This window comes from Streptomyces sp. TRM70350, from assembly GCF_019219825.1.
Taxonomy (GTDB): domain Bacteria; phylum Actinomycetota; class Actinomycetes; order Streptomycetales; family Streptomycetaceae; genus Streptomyces.
Window position 1 is genome coordinate 74,032 of sequence record NZ_JAHUXH010000014.1, and the last position, 17,821, is coordinate 91,852.

Sequence of the window (17,821 nt, forward strand, 5' to 3'; positions counted from 1 at the left end):
AAGGGAACGCCCCCGACCTACGGGCCACCCTGGCCAGGATCTCCTAGCGGTCGAAATCCAGCTCCACCTGCTCCGTCACCGGATGCGACTGGCACGCCAGCACATACCCCGCCTCCGTCTCCTCCCGCTCCAGCGCGAAGTTGCGGTCCATGCGCACCTCCCCGGAGACCAGGAAGGCCCGGCACGTGCCGCACACCCCGCCCTTGCAGGCGTAGGGCGCGTCGGGGCGGTTGCGCAGCACCGTCTCCAGCAGCGACTCACCGTCCTGGACCGGCCAGGTCCCGCCGCGGCCGTCGAGCCGCGCGGTCACCGTGCTGTGCGCGGGAGCCGTCGACGGGGCGGCGGCCGGAGCGGCGTCCACATGGAAGATCTCCTCGTGGATCCGGCCGCGCGGCACGCCCAGCCCGCGCAGCGCCCGCTCGGCCTCCTGCACCAGCCCGTACGGCCCGCACAGGTACCACCCCGCGACGTCGGCCACCGGCAGCAGTGCCGGAAGCAGGCCCGTCAGCCGTTCGCGGTCCAGCCGCCCGGACGGCAGGCCCGCCTGCTGCTCCTCCCGGGAGAGCACGGTCACCAGCTGGAACCGCTCGGGAAAGCGGTCCTTCAGATCGGCGACCTCCTCCAGGAACATCGTCGAGGCGGACGTCCGGTCGCTGCGTATCAGGCAGAACCGGGCCTCGGGCTCGCGCGCCAGCAGGGTCGTCGCGATCGACAGCACCGGGGTGATCCCGCTGCCGCCGACGATCGCGGCGTACAGCCCCGGCACGGGGTCGAGGGTGAAGCGGCCGGCCGGGGTCATCGCCTCCAGCTCGTCGCCGACGTTGATCTCCTTCAGCGCGTACGTCGAGAAGGCCCCGCCCTCCACCAGCCGCACCCCCACCCGCAGGGCGCGCGGTCCCTCGCCGTCCTGTGGTGCCGGGGAGCAGATCGAGTACGTCCGCCGGATCTCGACGCCGTCGACGGTTCGCCGCAGGGCGATGTGCTGGCCGGGTGCGTACCGGTACTCCTCGCGCAGTTCCTCGGGGACCGCGAGCGTGACGGCGACGGAGTCGTCGGTGAGCCGGTCGACCGCGGTCACCGGGAGCGTGTGGAAGCGGGCCATCACAACTCCTTGAAGTGGTCGAACGGTTCACGGCACGCCAGGCAGCGCCGCAGCGCCTTGCACGCGGTGGAGGAGAAACGGCTCAGCAGCTCGGTGTCGGCGGACCCGCAGTGCGGGCAGTGGACGGCCTCCGCGGCGCTCGGCTCGTCGGTGAGCGTGCGGGTCGCGCCCAGCTCCAGCGGCACCGGCTCGGTCCGCGTGCGCACGCGGGGTGGTGCGATGCCGAACTCCCGCAGTTTGCGACGTCCTTCGGGCGTGATGTCGTCGGTCGACCAGGCCGGCGTCAGCACCGTGCGGACGGTGACCTCCCGTATGCCGTGCTCGTGCAGCGCCCGTTCTATGTCCGCGGACATCGCCTCCATGGCGGGGCAGCCGGTGTACGTCGGGGTCAGCTCGACGTCGACCGCGTCCTCACCACGCAGGTGCACCGCGCGCAGGACGCCCAGTTCCCGAAGGGTGAGCACGGGCAGCTCGGGGTCGGGCACCGAACCGGCGATCGCGATGAGTTCCTCTTCCAGGGCGGTGGTGGTCACCATGACGCCCCCGGGTGGCTGCGGTGCAGATGCTGCATCTCGGCGAGCATCCGCCCGAACGGTTCGGTGTGCACACCCTGCCGACCCGCGCCCGCGCTCCACGCCCCGGACTGCGGCCCCTCGGGCAGCGTGAGCGTGGCCCGGTGCAGGACCTCGCCGACCGACTCCAGCCAGGCCGCCTTCAGCTGCTCGCCGTCCACGTCCAGGCCCTGAACCGGCTGGAACATCTCGCCGGTGAACCGCCACAGCGCCTCGCACGCCCGCCGCATCCGCTCATGGCTGTCGTCCGTGCCGTCGCCGAGCCGCAGGGTCCACTGCGTGGCGTGGTCGCGGTGGTAGGCGACCTCCTTGACGGCCTTCGCGGCGAGTGGGGCGAAGGGGCCGTCGCCGGTGGCCAGTTCGGCGTAGAGCAGGTGCTGGTAGGTGGAGAAGTACAGCTGGCGGGCGATGGTGTGGGCGAAGTCGCCGTTCGGCTGCTCCACCAGCTGGAGGTTGCGGAAGGCGCGCTCCTCGCGCAGGTACGCCAGCTCGTCCTCGTCGCCGACCAGCGACAGCAGCACCCGGGCCTGGCCGAGCAGGTCCAGCGCGATGTTGGCGAGGGCGACCTCCTCCTCCAGCACGGGGGCGTGCCCGGCCCACTCCCCCAGGCGGTGGGAGAGCACCAGGGCGTCGTCGCCCAGGGCGAGGGCGGCCGTCGTGGGAACCGTGGCCGTCACAGGTGCTTCACCCCCTCCGGGATCTCGTAGAACGTCGGGTGGCGGTAGGGCTTGTCCGCGGCCGGTTCGAAGAACGGGTCCTTCTCGTCGGGGGAGGACGCCGTGATGGCGGAGGACGGCACGACCCAGATGGAGACGCCCTCGCCGCGTCGGGTGTACAGATCGCGCGCGTTGCGCAGGGCCAGCTCCGCGTCCGGGGCGTGCAGGCTGCCGGCGTGGGTGTGGGACAGGCCCCGGCGTGAGCGCACGAAGACCTCCCACAGGGGCCAGTCGGTGTTCGTCATGCGCGCGTCGCTCCCGTCTCGCTGTGCTTGGCCGCGTACGCCGCGGCCGCCTCCCGTACCCAGGCGCCCTCTTCGTGCGCCCGCTTGCGCTGTGTCAGGCGCTGCTCGTTGCACGGGCCGTTGCCCTTGAGGACCTCCCAGAACTCCGTCCAGTCGATCGGCCCGAAGTCGTAGTGCCCCCGCTCCTCGTTCCACTTGAGGTCCGGGTCGGGGAGGGTCAGGCCGAGGGACTCGGCCTGGGGGACGCAGATGTCGACGAAGCGCTGGCGCAGCTCGTCGTTCGAATGCCGTTTGATCTTCCAGGCCATCGACTGCGCGGAGTGCTGCGACTCGTCGTCGGGCGGGCCGAACATCATCAGCGACGGCCACCACCAGCGGTCCACCGCGTCCTGCGCCATCGCGTGCTGCTCGGGGGTGCCGCGGCTGAGGGCCAGCAGCAGCTCGTACCCCTGGCGCTGGTGGAAGGACTCCTCCTTGCAGATGCGGACCATCGCGCGTGCGTACGGGCCGTAGGAGCAGCGGCACAGCGGCACCTGGTTGGTGATCGCGGCGCCGTCCACCAGCCAGCCGATCGCGCCGACGTCCGCCCAGGTCAGCGTGGGGTAGTTGAAGATCGAGGAGTACTTCTGGCGGCCGCTGTGCAGCTTGTCGAGCAGCTCGTCGCGGCTGGTGCCGAGCGTCTCCGCCGCGCTGTACAGATACAGCCCGTGCCCGGCCTCGTCCTGGACCTTGGCCATCAGGATGGCCTTGCGGCGCAGGGAGGGCGCGCGGGTGATCCAGTTGGCCTCCGGCTGCATGCCGATGATCTCGGAGTGCGCGTGCTGGGCGATCTGCCGGACCAGCGTCGCCCGGTAGGCGTCGGGCATCCAGTCGCGGGGCTCGATGCGCTCGTCGGCGGCCACGGCGGCGTCGAAGGCGCGCTCGTATCCAGCGGTGGCGGCGGTGCCGTCCCTGCCGTCGTACGACGCCGTGTCATCCGTCTTCTGCGCGGCTGCTGTCGCCATGAGGCCCCCTCGACCTTTGGGTCTGCCCGGAGATGCGCCCGACCGATCGTTCGGTTCGTGCGATTCCATGGTCGGTCGGGCGCCGTAAGGTGTCAACCGCTGTGGATAACCCGTCGGCGTGGCTGTGGACGAGCTGATCGAAGGAGCTGTGCCCGGTGGGTCGGCCTGAGTACCGTTCGCGTGCGAGGGGGCTGCGGCGCGGCGCAGAAGGACCGGAACGGATCGGAATCGGGGCGGAATGGACGCGCAGGGCGCGAAGGACACGCACGACAGGGGTGCGAGCGCTCCGCACGGGCGGGACGAGCAGGGCGCACCTGTCGGTGTGAGCGAGCCCCTGCCGGTACCCCGCACCGGCGTCGCCGCTCTCTCCCCGCGCTACCAGGTCGGCGTCGCGCTGGCCCTCGCCGTCGTCGCGGTCGCCGTCTGTGCGCACATCGGGATGGTCTTTCTGCACGTCGCGCCGTCGAACACGGTCACCAAGCAGCACGGCAAGGCGATCGACGAATGGATCTACCCGGAGTTCGAGCAGAACTGGAAGCTGTTCGCGCCGAACCCGCTGCAGCAGAACATCTCCGTTCAGGTCCGCGCACAGATCCGAACGGGTGACGGCAGCAGCCGCACCACCGGCTGGTACGACCTGTCCGCGCAGGACGGCAGGGCCATCGACGGCAATCCGCTGCCGAGCCACACCCAGCAGAACGAGCTGCGCCGCGCCTGGGACTTCTTCACCGCCACCCACGACGGCGACAACCGCCCCTCGGGCCTGCGCGGCGCGCTGAGCGAGACGTATCTGCGCCGGATCGTGGTGCTGCGGCTGGAGCGCGCGAACGCGGCCGGGCCGGGCGGTGTCGTCGAGCGGGTCCAGGTCCGCTCGCGGACCACCAACGTCCGCCCGCCCGAGTGGAGCGAGGAGCGGATATCGCTCAAGCCGGTGTACCGGGTGCTGCCCTGGTGGTCGGTGCCCGGCGACGAGGCCCAGGGAGGCGTCCGGTGAGCCGCTTCACCCTGGCCGTCTCCCGTGGCACCGCCCGGGTCACCGAGTCCGCCCTCGGCCCCTACCAGACCGCCGTGATCCGCATCGGCTTCGCCGCGACCTGGCTGCTGTTCCTGCTGCGCGAGATCCCGCACCGCCAGGAGCTGTACGGCCCCGACGGCCCGTGGAGCTGGGACCTCGCCGAGCAGCTGATCGGCGCGAACGGCGCCTTCACCGCCCTGATGTGGTCCGACGGGCAGCTGTGGTTCGAGGCCGTCTACGCGCTCGGCGTGCTCACCAGCCTGCTGCTGATGCTGGGCTGGCGCACCCGCACCATGTCCGTGCTCTTCATGGTCGGCGTGCTCTCGCTGCAGAACCGCAGCGTCTTCATGGGCGACGGCGGTGACAACGTCCTGCACCTGATGTGCATCTACCTGGTGTTCACGCGGTGCGGCCAGGTGTGGTCCCTGGACGCGCGGCGCGCCCGGCGCGCACACGAGGCACGCGCGCGTGGGGAGCGGGTCACCGACCGGACCGGGCCGGTGCTGTGGGGCGTGCTCGGGTCGGCGCTGTTCGCCGTGACCGCGGCGGGTCGGCTGGACGGCGACTGGCTGGTGCCTGCGCTGCTGTGGGGCGTGTGGGTGGGGCAGGCCCTGTGGTGGCTCGCCGGGCGCCTCACACGCACCGGCCAGCCGCGGATCCTGCTCGACCTGATCGCCAACATCCTGCACAACGGCGCTCTGCTCGTGATCATGGCCGAGGCGTGTCTGATCTACGCCACCGCCGGCTGGTACAAGATCCAGGGCTCCCGCTGGCAGGACGGCACCGCCGTCTACTACCCCCTGCACCTGGACTACTTCTCGCCCTGGCCCGCCCTGGCCGACCTGCTGTCCGCCAGCGGCACCATGGTCATGCTCATCACCTACGGGACCGTGATCGTCCAGGTCGCCTTCCCGTTCACCCTGCTCCACCGGCGGGTCAAGAGCGTCCTGCTCGCCGTCATGATCACCGAGCACGCCGTGATCGCCGTGGTGCTCGGGCTGCCCTTCTTCTCGCTGGCGATGATCGCGGCGGACGCGGTCTTCCTGCCGACGTCGTTCCTGCGCCGCCTGGGCGACTGGGCGGCACGCGCGCGTGGGCGGCTGTTCCGGCGCGGTCGCCCCAAGGTCCCGGCGCAGCGAAGGCCGGACGCCGCCGAGCGCCCCGGGGACAGCGAACAGACCCACGTAGGCTTCACGGCATGACCGACCCCGCGGCCAGGGACACCGGCGGCTCCGCACAGCAGCAGGTGAGCGCCTGGCGCCGCCTCGCCGACACCTCCGTGCTGCTCGACGGCTTCCACGCCCTCAAGCACGCCCTGCGCTTCGGCGCCGAGGTGCCCCTCGCGGTCACCGCCGACCGCGAGGCCGCGCTCGCCCTCGCCGACGAGCTCGCTCCGGACGTACGGCAGACGCTGGCCGCGCTGCTCACCGAGGTCCCGGAGTCGACGTACGCCTCCCTGGTGCCGCGCCCGCACCCCACCGCCGTGGCCGCCCTGGCCGTACGGCCGTCCCGCGATGCCCATCTGCGGGCGCTGGCCCGCACGCCCCGCAGCGCGCCCGTCGTGGTCCTCGACCAGCCGCGCAACCTAGGCAACGCCGGGGCAGTGATCCGGCTGGCGGCCGGGTTCGGGGCGACCGGCGTGGTCACGACCGGCACGCTCGACCCCTGGCATCCCACGGTCGTCCGGGGCGGTGCCGGGCTGCACTTCGCGACCGCCGTGGAGCGGCTGGACGTCGGCGAGCTGCCGCCCGGGCCGCTGTTCGCCCTCGACCCGGAGGGCGAGGACATCCGTGGCCTGAAGCTGCCGGACGACGCGCTGCTGGCGTTCGGCTCGGAGCGCAGCGGTCTGTCCGCGGCTGTACGCGCGCGTGCCAACCATCTCGTGGCGTTGCCGATGCGCCCCCAGGTCTCCAGCTACAACCTCGCGACCAGCGTGGCCATGACGCTGTACCACTGGAGCGCGACCGGGGGCGCGGCGGACTAAGGGGTCCTTGCACTATGCCCGCCCTGGTCGGACGCTCATAGTGCAAGGACCCCTAAGGGTGGCGCTGCGGCTGCTCAGGCCTCCCGGCGTACCTCCACCACCCGGAACCGGTTCGCCACGAACGCCCCGTCGGTCAGCGCCGAGTTGGCCGCCGGGTTGCCGCCCGAGCCGTGGAAGTCGGAGAACGCGGCGGTCTGGTTGACGTACACCCCTCCGGTCAGGTTCAGCGAGAGCTGCGCGGCCTCCTCCAGGCAGGCCTCCTCGATCTCCCGCTCGACCGCCTCGTCGGTCGTGTACGCGCCGACCGTCATCGCGCCCTTCTCCCGGACGGTCCGGCGCAGCAGCTCCACCGCGTGGGTGGCGGAGTCGACGGCGACGGCGAAGGAGACCGGGCCGAAGCACTCGCTCATGTAGGCGGCCTCGTCGTCCGGCTTGGCGCCGTCCAGCTTGACGATGACGGGCGTGCGGACCACCGCCGCCGGGAAGTCGGGGTTGCTGATCTCCCGTGAGGCGAGGGCGACTTCGCCGAGGCCGGCCGCGGCCTCCAGACGGGCCTTGACGTCCGGGTTGACGATGGCGCCGAGCAGCGCGTTCGCGCGCGTGTCGTCGCCGAGCAGTCCGTCGACCGCCTGGGCGAGGTCGGCGACCACCTCGTCGAAGGACTTCGGGCCCTGGTCGGTGCGGATGCCGTCGCGGGGGATGAGCAGGTTCTGCGGGGTCGTGCACATCTGGCCGCTGTACAGCGACAGCGAGAAGGCCAGGTTGGACAGCATCCCCTTGTAGTCGTCGGTCGACTCCACGATCACCGTGTTGACGCCGGCCTTCTCCGTGTGGACCTGCGCCTGGCGGGCGTTGGCCTCCAGCCAGTCGCCGAACGCCGTCGAGCCGGTGTAGTCGATGATCCGGATCTCGGGGCGGACGGCGAGGGTCTTGGCGATGCCCTCGCCGATGGGGGTCCCCCCTGCTTGAGCGGAGCCGAGAGCTCGGGGGCCCTCGGCGGCCAGCGCGACCAGGTTCGCGTCGAAGCCGGCCTCGGTGAGCACCTGGCGCGCGACCTGCACGGTGAGCGCCAGCGGCAGCACCGCGCGCGGGTGGGGCTTGACCAGGACCGCGTTGCCGGTGGCGAGGGAGGCGAACAGGCCCGGGTAGCCGTTCCACGTCGGGAAGGTGTTGCAGCCGATCACCAGGCCGATCCCGCGTGGGACCGCGGTGAACCGCTTGGTCAGCGCGAGCGGGTCCCGCTTGCCCTGCGGCTTGGTCCACTCCGCGGTGTCGGGCGTGCGGACCTGCTCCACGTACGCGTACGCCACCGCCTCCAGGCCGCGGTCCTGCGCGTGCGGGCCGCCCGCCTGGAACGCCATCATGAAGGCCTGGCCGGAGGTGTGCATGACCGCGTGCGCGAACTCGTGGGTCCGGTCGCTGATCCGCTTGAGGATCTCCAGGCAGACCATGGCCCGGGCCTCGGGTCCCGCGTCGCGCCAGGCGCGCTGTCCGGCCCGCATGGCGGGCAGCAGCACGTCGATGTCCGCGTGCGGGTAGCTGACGCCCAACTCGATGCCGTACGGGGAGACTTCGCCGCCCACCCAGCCGTCGGTGCCGGGCTGGCCGAGGTCGAGGCGGGTGCCGAGCAGGGCGTCGAAGGCGGCCTTGCCCGCGGCCGCGTCCAGGCTGCCGTTCTCCCCGTAGGCCTTCGGGTGCTCGGGGTGCGGGGACCAGTACGCGCGCGTGCGGATCGCTTCCAGCGCCTGGTCGAGGGTGGGCCGGTGCTGGGCGATCAGCTCGTGGGCGGTGAGTTCGGCGGCCATGCGGGACCAACTCCTCGTCTTGTGAGCTCTTCGTCGAGCTCATGACCTGGGCAGAAACATGGGCAGGAACAGGCGGTCAGAGTTAGAGTAACCGAACGATCGGTCGGTTCAAGGGGGTCCGCCGCATCTGTGGAAAACCCCGTGCGGGAGGATCGCGTTCATGACAGCACTCGACCTCAGCAGCCCCGTGGCCGTCGTCGGCACCGGCACCATGGGCCAGGGCATCGCCCAGGTGGCGCTGGTCGCGGGCCACCCCGTACGGCTGTACGACGCCGTCCCCGGGCGCGCTCGCGAAGCCGCCGCCGCGATCGGTGCCCGGCTCGACCGGCTCGTCGAGAAGGAGCGGCTCACCGGCGCCGACCGGGACGCCGCGCGCGCCCGCCTGCTGCCCGCCGAGAGCCTCGCCGAGCTCGCCGACTCCGCCCTCGTCGTCGAGGCCGTCCTGGAGCGGCTGGACGTCAAACAGGACCTGCTGCGCGAGCTGGAGGACGTGGTCGCCGAGGACTGTCTGCTCGCCACCAACACGTCCTCCCTGTCGGTGACCGCCATCGGCGGCGCCCTGCGCGCCCCGGGCCGCTTCGTCGGCCTGCACTTCTTCAACCCCGCCCCGCTGCTCCCACTGGTCGAGGTGGTCTCCGGGTTCGCCACCGACGTCACATCGGCCACGCGCGCGTACGAGACGGCCCGCGCCTGGGGCAAGACGCCGGTGGCCTGCGCCGACACCCCCGGCTTCATCGTCAACCGCATTGCCCGGCCCTTCTACGCCGAGGCCTTCGCCGTCTACGAGGCGCACGGCGCCGACCCCGCCACCATCGACGCCGTACTGCGCGAGTGCGGCGGCTTCCGGATTGGCGCGTTCGAGCTGACCGACCTCATCGGACAAGACGTCAACGAGTCCGTGACGCACTCCGTGTGGCAGTCCTTCTTCCACGACGTCCGCTTCACGCCCTCGCTCGCCCAGCGCCGCCTGGTCGAGTCCGGCCGGCTCGGCCGCAAGTCCGGCCAGGGCTGGTACGACTACCGGGACGGCGCCGAGCGCGCCGAGCCGCACACCGCGGAGGCCGCCCAGCCGCCCGCGTACGTCGTCGCGGAGGGCGACCTGGGCCCCGCGTCCGAGCTGCTCGCGCTGATCCGTGAGGCGGGCATCCAGGTCCGTGAGGAGGACGAGGACCACGGCACCCGGCTCGTACTGCCCAGCGGCGGCCAGCTGGCGCTCGCCGACGGCCAGACCTCGGTGGAGTTCCGGGACGTCGTCTACTTCGACCTCGCCCTCGACTACCGCCGGGCCACCCGCATCGCCCTGTCCGCCTCCCAGGACACCTCCCCGCAGACCCTCGCCGAGGCCACCGGCCTGTTCCAGGTGCTCGGCAAGAAGGTCAGCGTCATCGGTGACGTGCCCGGCATGATCGTCGCCCGCACGGTCGCGCGGATCGTCGACCTCGCCCACGACGCCGTCGCCAAGGGCGTCGCCACCGAGGAGGACATCGACACCGCGATGCGCCTCGGCGTCAACTACCCGCTCGGCCCCTTCGAATGGAGCCGCCGCCTGGGCCGCAACTGGGCGTACGCCCTCCTCGACGACCTGCACCTGCGCGACCCCTCGGGGCGCTACGCGCCGTCCCTCGCGCTCTACCGCCACGCGTACGCCACCGACAAGCGGGAGGGCAGCACGTCATGACCACCGCCAAGCGCGACACGTACACCCCGGAGACGCTGCTGTCGGTCGCCGTCCAGGTGTTCAACGAGCGCGGCTACGACGGCACCTCCATGGAGCACCTCTCCAAGGCGGCCGGCATCTCCAAGTCGTCGATCTACCACCACGTCGCGGGCAAGGAGGAACTGCTGCGCCGGGCCGTGAGCCGGGCGCTGGACGAGCTCTTCGGGATCCTCGACGAGGAGCACGCGCGCACAGGGCGCGCCGCCGAGCGGCTGGAGTACGTCGTGCGGCGCATGGTCGAGGTGCTCATCGCGGAACTGCCGTACGTGACGCTGCTGCTGAGAGTGCGTGGCAACACGGGCACCGAACGGTGGGCGCTGGAGCGGCGCCGTGACTTCGACCACCGGGTCGCCGAACTGCTGAAGGCGGCCGCCGCGGACGGGGACGTGCGCGGCGACGTGGAGGTGCGGCTGGCCACCCGGCTGGTCTTCGGCATGATCAACTCGATCGTCGAGTGGTACCGGCCCGACGGGCGCGGCATGGGGGAGCGCGAAGTGGCCGACGCCGTCGTGCGGTTGGTGTTCGGCGGGCTGCGGCAGAGCCGCTGAGAATCAGCCCTGCGGCTCCAGGTCTTCTTCCTCGAACACCAGCAGCGTGCGGGTGCTGAGCACCTCCGGGATCGCCTGGAGCCGGGTGAGCACCAGCTCGCGCAGTGCCCGGTTGTCGGAGGTGTGCACCAGCAGCAGCACATCGAAATCGCCCCCGACGAGGGCGATGTGCGAGGCGCCGGGCAGCTGTCTGAGCTGCTCGCGCACGGTGCGCCAGGAGTTCTGGACGATCTTCAGGGTGATGTACGCCGACGTCCCCTGGCCCGCGCGTTCGTGGTCGACGCGGGCTCCGAAACCGCGGATGACGCCGTCCTCGACGAGCCGGTTGATGCGCGCGTAGGCGTTGGCCCGTGAGACATGCACTCGTTCGGCGACAGACCTTATCGACGCGCGGCCGTCGGCCTGGAGCATCCGCAGGATGTCCTGATCGATGGCGTCCAGGGGCCGCGGGGGCGGCAGGGTCGCCTCCCTGCTCGCGGAACTCGCGGAAGTCACGGAACTCATGGAACTCGTGGAACTCGGGGAAGGGGCGCCGGCCTCCGGTCCCTCGGCCATTTGTTCAGATGCCACGCGCCCCCGCCTCCTTACCATGGACGTACTGCGTACATCTCAGGCTGTGGAGAACCGTTTGTCCACAGCCCGAGGCTGCCTGTAGCCAAAATGTGCCGTCGACCGAACAATCGGTAGGTGAGGCGCATCACAGACCGCCGCGCCTCCCCGAAGCCGCTCCCACGAGGAGGTGCCGTCATGACGGTCATGGAGCAGCGTGGCGCGTATCGGCCGTCGCCGCCGCCCGCCTGGCAGCCCCGCACCGACCCCACGCCGTTGCTGCCCGACGCGGCTCCGTACCGCGTGCTCGGCACCGAGGCGGCCGCCAAGGCCGACCCCGAGCTGCTGCGCCGGCTGTACGCCCAGCTGGTGCGCGGCCGCCGGTACAACGCGCAGGCCACCGCCCTCACCAAGCAGGGCCGCCTCGCCGTCTACCCGTCCAGCACCGGCCAGGAGGCCTGCGAGGTCGCCGCCGCGCTGGTCCTGGAGGAGCGCGACTGGCTCTTCCCCAGCTACCGCGACACCCTCGCCGCCGTCGTCCGGGGCGTCGACCCCGTCGAGGCCCTCACCCTGCTGCGCGGCGACTGGCACACCGGCTACGACCCGTACGCCCACCGTGTCGCCCCCCTGTGCACCCCGCTCGCCACCCAGCTCCCGCATGCCGTCGGCCTCGCCCACGCCGCCCGCCTCAAGGGGGACGACGTGGTCGCGCTGGCGATCGTCGGCGACGGCGGCACCAGCGAGGGAGACTTCCACGAGGCGCTGAACTTCGCCGCCGTCTGGCAGGCCCCGGTCGTCTTCCTGGTCCAGAACAACGGCTTCGCGATCTCCGTCCCGCTCGCCAAGCAGACCGCCGCGCCCTCCCTGGCCCACAAGGCCGTCGGGTACGGCATGCCGGGCCGCCTCGTCGACGGCAACGACGCCGCCGCCGTGCACGAGGTCCTCGCCGACGCCGTGCGGCACGCGCGCGTGGGTGGCGGTCCGACGCTCGTGGAGGCGGTGACGTACCGCGTGGAGGCGCACACGAACGCGGACGACGACAAGCGCTACCGCGCGGACTCCGAGGTCGACGCCTGGCGGGACCACGACCCGATCGCCCTCCTGGAGCGGGAGTTGACCGAGCGCGGCTGGCTCGACGAGGCCGGTGTCCGGGCCGCGCGCGAGGACGCCGAGGCGCTCGCCGCCGACCTGCGCGCCCGCCTGAACCAGGACTCCGAGCTCGACCCCATGGACCTGTTCGCCCACGTCTACGCCGAGCCGACCCCGCAACTGCGCGAGCAGCAGGCCCTGTTGCGGGCCGAGCTGGAGGCCGGGCAGGAAGGGGAGCTGCGATGACGACCGTCGCCGTGAAGCCCGCCACCATGGCCCAGGCCCTCACCCGCGCGCTGCGCGACGCCATGGCCGCCGACCCGGCCGTGCACGTCATGGGCGAGGACGTCGGCACCCTCGGCGGCGTCTTCCGCGTCACCGACGGGCTCGCCAGGGAGTTCGGCGAGGACCGCTGCACGGACACCCCGCTCGCCGAGGCCGGCATCCTCGGCACGGCCGTCGGCATGGCGATGTACGGGCTCAGGCCGGTCGTCGAAATGCAGTTCGACGCGTTCGCCTACCCGTCGTTCGAGCAGCTCGTCAGCCATGTGGCGCGCATGCGCAACCGCACGCGCGGCAAGATGCCCCTGCCGATCACCATCCGCGTCCCCTACGGCGGCGGCATCGGCGGCGTCGAACACCACAGCGACTCCTCCGAGGCGTACTACATGGCGACTCCGGGGCTCCATGTCGTCACGCCGTCGACCGTCGCCGACGCCTACGGCCTGCTGCGCGCCGCCATCGCCTCCGACGACCCGGTCGTCTTCCTGGAGCCCAAGCGGCTGTACTGGTCGAAGGACGCCTGGAACCCGGACGACCCGCAGACCGTTGAACCCATTGGCCGCGCGGTGGTGCGGCGCTCCGGCCGGAGCGCCACGCTCATCACGTACGGGCCGTCGGTACCCGTCTGCCTCGAAGCCGCCGAGGCGGCCCGGGCCGAGGGGTGGGACCTCGAAGTCGTCGACCTGCGCTCCCTGGTGCCGTTCGACGACGAGACGGTCTGCGCCTCGGTACGACGGACCGGGCGAGCGGTCGTCGTCCATGAGTCGGGCGGGTTCGGCGGACCGGGCGGGGAGATCGCGGCCCGGGTCACGGAGCGCTGCTTCCATCACCTGGAGGCTCCGGTGCTGCGCGTGGCCGGGTTCGACACCCCCTACCCGCCGCCGATGCTGGAGAGGCACCATCTCCCTGGCGTCGACCGCATCCTGGACGCCGTGGCGCGTCTGCAATGGGAGGCCGAGAGCTGATGGCACAGGTGCTGGAGTTCAAGCTCCCCGACCTCGGAGAAGGGCTCACCGAGGCGGAGATAGTGCGCTGGCTGGTGCAGGTCGGCGACGTCGTCGCCGTCGACCAGCCGGTCGTCGAGGTCGAGACGGCCAAGGCGATGGTCGAGGTCCCCTGCCCCTACGGCGGCGTGGTCACGGCCCGCTTCGGCGAGGAGGGCACGGAACTCCCGGTGGGGGCACCGCTGCTCACCGTGGCGGTGGGGGCGGCGGCCGCCGGTGACACGGGTGAGGGGCCGGGCACGGGTACGGCGTCGGCCTCCGGGGCGGCTCGGGGCGCGGGCGCCGGTCCGGGACCGGATGCGGGCTCGGGCATGGGTTCGGGTGCGGGTCCGGCCGGGGGCTCCGGCGCCGCTACGGCCAACGGCTCGGGTCCCGCGCGGACCGGCGGCGGCTCCGGCAACGTCCTCGTGGGCTACGGCACGGGCGCGCCTCCGGCGCGGCGGCGGCGGGTGCGGCCCCAGGCCCCCCTGTCTCCTGTCTCTCCTGCGAGGGCTTCGACCGCTGTGGAGGCACAGGCCACTGCAGCCCCGGCGTCCCCGACAGCCCCCGCCGACGCCCACGCCAACGGCGACGGCATCCGCGGTGAAGGACCCGTGCCGGTGATCTCGCCCCTCGTACGGCGGCTCGCCCGGGAGAACGGGCTGGATCTGCGGGAGCTGACGGGCTCCGGTCCCGACGGGCTGATCCTGCGCGCGGACGTGGAGTACGCGCTGCGGGCCGCCGCGGCGCAGGGCCGTTCCGCCCAGCCGCGGACCGAGCCGCACCCGCACATCGCCGCCGCACCGGCGCAGGCCGGGCCGCACGCGCACATGGCCGCCGCACCGGCGCAGGCCGGGCCGCACGCACGCGTGGCTGCCACTCCGGCCGGGGTCCCCTCACCGACGGCCGTCCCCACCCCCGGCACCCGCGTCCCCCTCAAGGGCGTCCGAGGCGCCGTCGCCGACAAGCTCTCCCGCAGCCGGCGGGAGATCCCGGACGCGACCTGCTGGGTGGACGCCGACGCGACGGAGCTGATGCGGGCGCGCACCGCGATGAACGCGGCCGGTGGCCCCAAGATCTCCGTGCTCGCCCTGCTGGCCCGGATCTGCACCGCCGCGCTCGCCCGTTTCCCCGAGCTGAACTCCACCGTGGACATGGCGGCCAGGGAGGTCGTCCAGCTGGACCATGTGCACCTGGGCTTCGCCGCGCAGACCGAGCGGGGACTGGTCGTGCCGGTCGTCCGGGACGCGCACGCCCGGGACGCCGAGGGCCTCACCGCGGAGTTCGCCCGGCTGACCGAGGCGGCCCGGGCCGGGACGCTCACCCCCGCGGACCTGACCGGCGGCACCTTCACGCTGAACAACTACGGTGTGTTCGGCGTCGACGGCTCCACGCCGATCATCAACCACCCCGAGGCGGCCATGCTCGGCGTCGGCCGGATCGTCCCCAAGCCGTGGGTCCACGAGGGCGAGCTGGCGGTGCGGCAGGTCGTGCAGCTCTCGCTCACCTTCGACCACCGGGTGTGCGACGGCGGCACGGCGGGCGGCTTCCTGCGCTATGTCGCGGACTGTGTGGAACAGCCGGCGGTGCTGCTGCGCACTCTGTGACCGGGCGGCCCGCCCGCGTTCCCCGCAACGGCGGGAGGCACGCATACTCAAGGGGTGAGCGACATCCAACACCCCGCAGCGGGCGACGTCGGCGACTACGACGCCGTCGTGCTCGCCGGGGGTGCCGCGCGGCGGCTCGGCGGGGCCGACAAGCCCGGCGTGCGCGTGGGCGGACGCCCGCTGCTGGACCGGGTGCTCGCCGCCTGCGCCGACGCCCGTACCACCGTCGTCGTCGCCGACCCGAGGCCGACGGCACGGCCCGTGACCTGGGCGCGCGAGGACCCGCCGGGCGGCGGACCGCTCGCCGCCCTCGCGGCGGGCCTGCCGCTGACCGGCGCCGACCGGGTGGTGGTCCTCTCCGCGGACCTGCCCTTCCTCGGCGAGCCCACCGTGAAGGGACTGCTCGCCGAACTGGACGCGGGCCCGGCAGACGGAACGCTGCTCACCGACCCCGGAGGCCGCGACCAGCCACTCGTGGCCGCCTACCGCGCACAGCGCCTGCGCGAGAGGCTCGCGCACCTCGGAGCCGAGCACGGCGGCCTCACCGGCCTGCCCCTGCGGTTCCTCACCGCCGAACTGAACCTCACCCGCGTCCTCGACCCCGTCGCGTCCTTCGACTGCGACACCTGGGACGACATCGCCACTGCCAGGGCACGCATCAGGGAGCATGGGCTCGTGTTGGATGAATGGATCTCCGCAGTCAAGGACGAGCTGGGCATCGACCTCGACGTCGACACCGGTGTCCTGCTCGACCTCGCCCGTGACGCGGCCCACGGGGTGGCACGCCCCGCGGCGCCGCTGACCACGTTCCTCGTCGGCTACGCCGCGGCCCGCGCGGGCGGCAGCCCCGAAGCCGTCGCCGAGGCCTCCCGCAAGGCCACCGCCCTGGCGCTGCGCTGGGCGGAGGAGGACGGCTCCACCACGGGCGGCGCGACCCCCACCACGGACACCGCAGGCGCCGCCACCGACACCACGTCCGCCCCCGCGCCCCGCCCGGACGCCGAATGACCGCGCCCGGCACCCGTGACGGCGAGGAGGTCGAGGACCGGGACGTCGAGGATCGGTACGTCGAGGAGGCACTGGCACTCGTGAAGGAGGACCGGGACAAGGCCCGTCACCGGGACAGCGCCCGTGGCCGGGGCAACGCCGCCCATCGGGACACCGCCCCTGGCCGAGACGACGCCACTCCCCCCGACAGCGCCCCCCACCCGGACACCGCCTCGCACCGCGACACCGCAGGCGTCCCCGCCCCGACCCCCGCCGCGGCAGCACCCGCCCACGGGCCCCAAGCCCGCGCCCCCGAGGCCCGCGCCCCCCAGGACCGCCACCACAAGGCCACCCCCTGGCCCGATGCCCGCGAGATCGCCGCCCGGGCCGGTCGAGGCGGCGCCCGCCGCGCCCCCGTTCCGCTCCCCCTGGACTCCACCCTCGGCCACACCCTGGCCGCCCCCCTCACCGCGCTCACCGACCTCCCCTCCTTCGACACCTCCGCGATGGACGGCTGGGCGGTCGCCGGGCCCGGCCCCTGGAACGTACGGGACAAGGGCGTGCTCGCGGGCCACGCGGAGCACGCCCGACTCGATGACGGCGAGGCCGTCCGGATCGCCACCGGCGCCCGGATCCCGCCCGACACCACCGCGGTGCTGCGCAGCGAACATGGCCGTGTGGACGACCGGGGCAGGCTGCACGCCACGCGCGACCTCGGCCACGGCCAGGACATCCGCTCGCGCGGCCAGGAGTGCCGCAGCGGCGACCAGCTGCTGCCGCCCGGCACCCTCGTCACCCCCGCCGTGCTGGGCCTCGCCGCGGCCGCCGGGTACGACACCCTCACCGCCGTCCCCCGCCCCCGCGCCGACGTCCTGGTGCTCGGCGACGAACTGCTCACCGAGGGCCTCCCGCACGACGGCCTGATCCGCGACGCCCTCGGCCCCATGCTGCCGCCCTGGCTGCGGGCGCTCGGCGCCGAGGTCACCGGAGTGCGGCGGATCGGCGACGACGCCGACGCCCTCCACGAGGCGATCACGGCCAGCGACGCCGACCTCGTCGTCACCACCGGCGGCACCGCCTCCGGCCCCGTCGACCATGTCCACCCCACCCTGCGCCGCATCGGCGCGGAGCTGCTGGTCGACGGCGTCAAGGTGCGCCCGGGCCACCCCATGCTGCTGGCCCGCACCAAGGAGAACCAGCACCTCGTCGGCCTGCCCGGCAACCCGCTGGCCGCCGTCTCCGGCCTGCTCACCCTCGCCGAGCCGCTGCTGCGCACGCTCGCGGCCCGCCCTGCGCAGGAGCCGTACGCGCTGCCCTTGCAGGAGGCGGTGCACGGGCACCCGTACGACACCCGGCTCGTCCCCGTCGTCCTGCGCGCCGACTGTGCGGTGCCGCTGCACTACAACGGTCCGGCCATGCTGCGGGGCGTCGCGGCCGCCGACGCCCTCGCGGTCGTACCGCCGGGCGGGGCACGGCCCGGTCAGGCGGCGGAGATCCTGGACCTGCCGTGGGCCACAGCGGGGATCGGGGTGTGTTTCACGTGAAACATCGACCACCCGGCGTAGTCACGATGCGCCCGGCCGCCGGTGTCATCGCGATGCGCCCGGCCGTCGGCG

The 17,821-nt window shown here is 73.0% G+C and carries 17 protein-coding genes; 10 read left to right on the forward strand and 7 right to left on the reverse strand.

The window, feature by feature from the left end; translation table 11 throughout:
- Positions 1–43 precede the first annotated feature (43 nt).
- From KWI83_RS21800 to paaA, 5 genes are read right to left on the reverse strand one after another with little or no spacing between them, the layout of a single operon-like run.
- On the reverse strand, positions 44–1,102 hold the full coding sequence (locus tag KWI83_RS21800; protein WP_218516054.1) for a 2Fe-2S iron-sulfur cluster-binding protein: 1,059 nt from the start codon (positions 1,100–1,102) through the stop codon (positions 44–46).
- Positions 1,102–1,638 (reverse strand): 1,2-phenylacetyl-CoA epoxidase subunit PaaD, encoded by a 537-nt coding sequence (gene paaD, locus KWI83_RS21805; RefSeq protein ID WP_218516055.1) that lies wholly within the window; start codon positions 1,636–1,638, stop codon positions 1,102–1,104. Before paaD ends, KWI83_RS21800 begins: the two co-directional genes overlap by 1 nt.
- Positions 1,632–2,351 carry a 1,2-phenylacetyl-CoA epoxidase subunit PaaC gene (gene paaC / locus KWI83_RS21810; protein WP_218516056.1) on the reverse strand — a complete coding sequence of 240 codons (720 nt, stop codon included), beginning with the start codon at positions 2,349–2,351 and terminating at the stop codon, positions 1,632–1,634. Before paaC ends, paaD begins: the two co-directional genes overlap by 7 nt.
- Positions 2,348–2,635 carry a 1,2-phenylacetyl-CoA epoxidase subunit PaaB gene (gene paaB, locus KWI83_RS21815; RefSeq protein ID WP_073944895.1) on the reverse strand — a complete coding sequence of 96 codons (288 nt, stop codon included), beginning with the start codon at positions 2,633–2,635 and terminating at the stop codon, positions 2,348–2,350. The genes paaC and paaB overlap by 4 nt, the downstream gene beginning before the upstream one ends.
- Positions 2,632–3,639, reverse strand: a complete 1,008-nt coding sequence (gene paaA, locus KWI83_RS21820; RefSeq protein WP_218516057.1) for a 1,2-phenylacetyl-CoA epoxidase subunit PaaA — start codon at positions 3,637–3,639, stop codon at positions 2,632–2,634. Before paaA ends, paaB begins: the two co-directional genes overlap by 4 nt.
- Positions 3,640–3,877: 238 nt before the next feature.
- On the opposite strand from paaA, the gene KWI83_RS21825 reads away from it, so the two are divergent.
- From KWI83_RS21825 to KWI83_RS21835, 3 genes are read left to right on the forward strand one after another with little or no spacing between them, the layout of a single operon-like run.
- Complete coding sequence (locus KWI83_RS21825) at positions 3,878–4,633, forward strand: DUF5819 family protein (RefSeq protein WP_218516058.1); 756 nt, start codon at positions 3,878–3,880, stop codon at positions 4,631–4,633.
- On the forward strand, positions 4,630–5,856 hold the full coding sequence (locus KWI83_RS21830) for an HTTM domain-containing protein (protein ID WP_218516059.1): 1,227 nt from the start codon (positions 4,630–4,632) through the stop codon (positions 5,854–5,856). The genes KWI83_RS21825 and KWI83_RS21830 overlap by 4 nt, the downstream gene beginning before the upstream one ends.
- A complete protein-coding gene (locus KWI83_RS21835) occupies positions 5,853–6,638 on the forward strand; it encodes an RNA methyltransferase (RefSeq protein WP_218516060.1) in 786 nt (261 codons plus the stop codon). The genes KWI83_RS21830 and KWI83_RS21835 overlap by 4 nt, the downstream gene beginning before the upstream one ends.
- A gap of 74 nt (positions 6,639–6,712) precedes the next feature.
- Here the strand turns inward: KWI83_RS21835 and paaN are convergent, their stop codons facing one another.
- The gene (paaN, locus tag KWI83_RS21840) at positions 6,713–8,443 is read right to left on the reverse strand and encodes a phenylacetic acid degradation protein PaaN (RefSeq protein WP_218516061.1); all 1,731 of its coding nucleotides are present in this window, start codon (positions 8,441–8,443) and stop codon (positions 6,713–6,715) included.
- Between the two features lie 160 nt (positions 8,444–8,603).
- Between paaN and KWI83_RS21845 the strand changes: the two genes are divergently transcribed.
- Positions 8,604–10,121: a 3-hydroxyacyl-CoA dehydrogenase gene (locus tag KWI83_RS21845; protein WP_218516062.1), complete on the forward strand. Its 1,518-nt coding sequence runs from the start codon at positions 8,604–8,606 to the stop codon at positions 10,119–10,121.
- On the forward strand, positions 10,118–10,708 hold the full coding sequence (locus tag KWI83_RS21850; protein ID WP_218516063.1) for a TetR/AcrR family transcriptional regulator: 591 nt from the start codon (positions 10,118–10,120) through the stop codon (positions 10,706–10,708). Before KWI83_RS21845 ends, KWI83_RS21850 begins: the two co-directional genes overlap by 4 nt.
- Before the next feature lie 3 nt (positions 10,709–10,711).
- On the opposite strand, the gene KWI83_RS21855 is transcribed toward KWI83_RS21850, so the two are convergent.
- Positions 10,712–11,212: an Lrp/AsnC family transcriptional regulator gene (locus KWI83_RS21855; protein ID WP_218516064.1), complete on the reverse strand. Its 501-nt coding sequence runs from the start codon at positions 11,210–11,212 to the stop codon at positions 10,712–10,714.
- Between the two features lie 243 nt (positions 11,213–11,455).
- Between KWI83_RS21855 and pdhA the strand changes: the two genes are divergently transcribed.
- The 5 genes from pdhA to KWI83_RS21880 are packed head-to-tail and all read left to right on the forward strand — an operon-like array spanning position 11,456 to position 17,749.
- The gene (gene pdhA, locus KWI83_RS21860; RefSeq protein ID WP_218516065.1) at positions 11,456–12,592 is read left to right on the forward strand and encodes a pyruvate dehydrogenase (acetyl-transferring) E1 component subunit alpha; all 1,137 of its coding nucleotides are present in this window, start codon (positions 11,456–11,458) and stop codon (positions 12,590–12,592) included.
- The gene (locus KWI83_RS21865) at positions 12,589–13,593 is read left to right on the forward strand and encodes an alpha-ketoacid dehydrogenase subunit beta (RefSeq protein ID WP_218516066.1); all 1,005 of its coding nucleotides are present in this window, start codon (positions 12,589–12,591) and stop codon (positions 13,591–13,593) included. Before pdhA ends, KWI83_RS21865 begins: the two co-directional genes overlap by 4 nt.
- Complete coding sequence (locus KWI83_RS21870; RefSeq protein WP_218516067.1) at positions 13,593–15,218, forward strand: dihydrolipoamide acetyltransferase family protein; 1,626 nt, start codon at positions 13,593–13,595, stop codon at positions 15,216–15,218. The genes KWI83_RS21865 and KWI83_RS21870 overlap by 1 nt, the downstream gene beginning before the upstream one ends.
- 54 nt (positions 15,219–15,272) lie before the next feature.
- Positions 15,273–16,226: an NTP transferase domain-containing protein gene (locus KWI83_RS21875; protein ID WP_218516068.1), complete on the forward strand. Its 954-nt coding sequence runs from the start codon at positions 15,273–15,275 to the stop codon at positions 16,224–16,226.
- A complete protein-coding gene (locus tag KWI83_RS21880; protein WP_218516069.1) occupies positions 16,223–17,749 on the forward strand; it encodes a molybdopterin molybdotransferase MoeA in 1,527 nt (508 codons plus the stop codon). Before KWI83_RS21875 ends, KWI83_RS21880 begins: the two co-directional genes overlap by 4 nt.
- Positions 17,750–17,821 lie beyond the last annotated feature (72 nt).

What these genes read in the sequence shown, in the direction of transcription:
- KWI83_RS21800 (WP_218516054.1), bottom strand. Translation starts at nt 1,102, where the DNA reads ATGGCCCGCTTCCACACGCTCCCGGTGACCGCGGTCGACCGGCTCACC.
- paaD (WP_218516055.1), bottom strand. Translation starts at nt 1,638, where the DNA reads ATGGTGACCACCACCGCCCTGGAAGAGGAACTCATCGCGATCGCCGGT.
- paaB (WP_073944895.1), bottom strand. Translation starts at nt 2,635, where the DNA reads ATGACGAACACCGACTGGCCCCTGTGGGAGGTCTTCGTGCGCTCACGC.
- paaA (WP_218516057.1), bottom strand. Translation starts at nt 3,639, where the DNA reads ATGGCGACAGCAGCCGCGCAGAAGACGGATGACACGGCGTCGTACGAC.
- KWI83_RS21825 (WP_218516058.1), top strand. Translation starts at nt 3,878, where the DNA reads ATGGACGCGCAGGGCGCGAAGGACACGCACGACAGGGGTGCGAGCGCT.
- KWI83_RS21835 (WP_218516060.1), top strand. Translation starts at nt 5,853, where the DNA reads ATGACCGACCCCGCGGCCAGGGACACCGGCGGCTCCGCACAGCAGCAG.
- paaN (WP_218516061.1), bottom strand. Translation starts at nt 8,443, where the DNA reads ATGGCCGCCGAACTCACCGCCCACGAGCTGATCGCCCAGCACCGGCCC.
- KWI83_RS21845 (WP_218516062.1), top strand. Translation starts at nt 8,604, where the DNA reads ATGACAGCACTCGACCTCAGCAGCCCCGTGGCCGTCGTCGGCACCGGC.
- KWI83_RS21850 (WP_218516063.1), top strand. Translation starts at nt 10,118, where the DNA reads ATGACCACCGCCAAGCGCGACACGTACACCCCGGAGACGCTGCTGTCG.
- KWI83_RS21855 (WP_218516064.1), bottom strand. Translation starts at nt 11,212, where the DNA reads ATGAGTTCCGTGACTTCCGCGAGTTCCGCGAGCAGGGAGGCGACCCTG.
- pdhA (WP_218516065.1), top strand. Translation starts at nt 11,456, where the DNA reads ATGACGGTCATGGAGCAGCGTGGCGCGTATCGGCCGTCGCCGCCGCCC.
- KWI83_RS21865 (WP_218516066.1), top strand. Translation starts at nt 12,589, where the DNA reads ATGACGACCGTCGCCGTGAAGCCCGCCACCATGGCCCAGGCCCTCACC.
- KWI83_RS21870 (WP_218516067.1), top strand. Translation starts at nt 13,593, where the DNA reads ATGGCACAGGTGCTGGAGTTCAAGCTCCCCGACCTCGGAGAAGGGCTC.
- KWI83_RS21880 (WP_218516069.1), top strand. Translation starts at nt 16,223, where the DNA reads ATGACCGCGCCCGGCACCCGTGACGGCGAGGAGGTCGAGGACCGGGAC.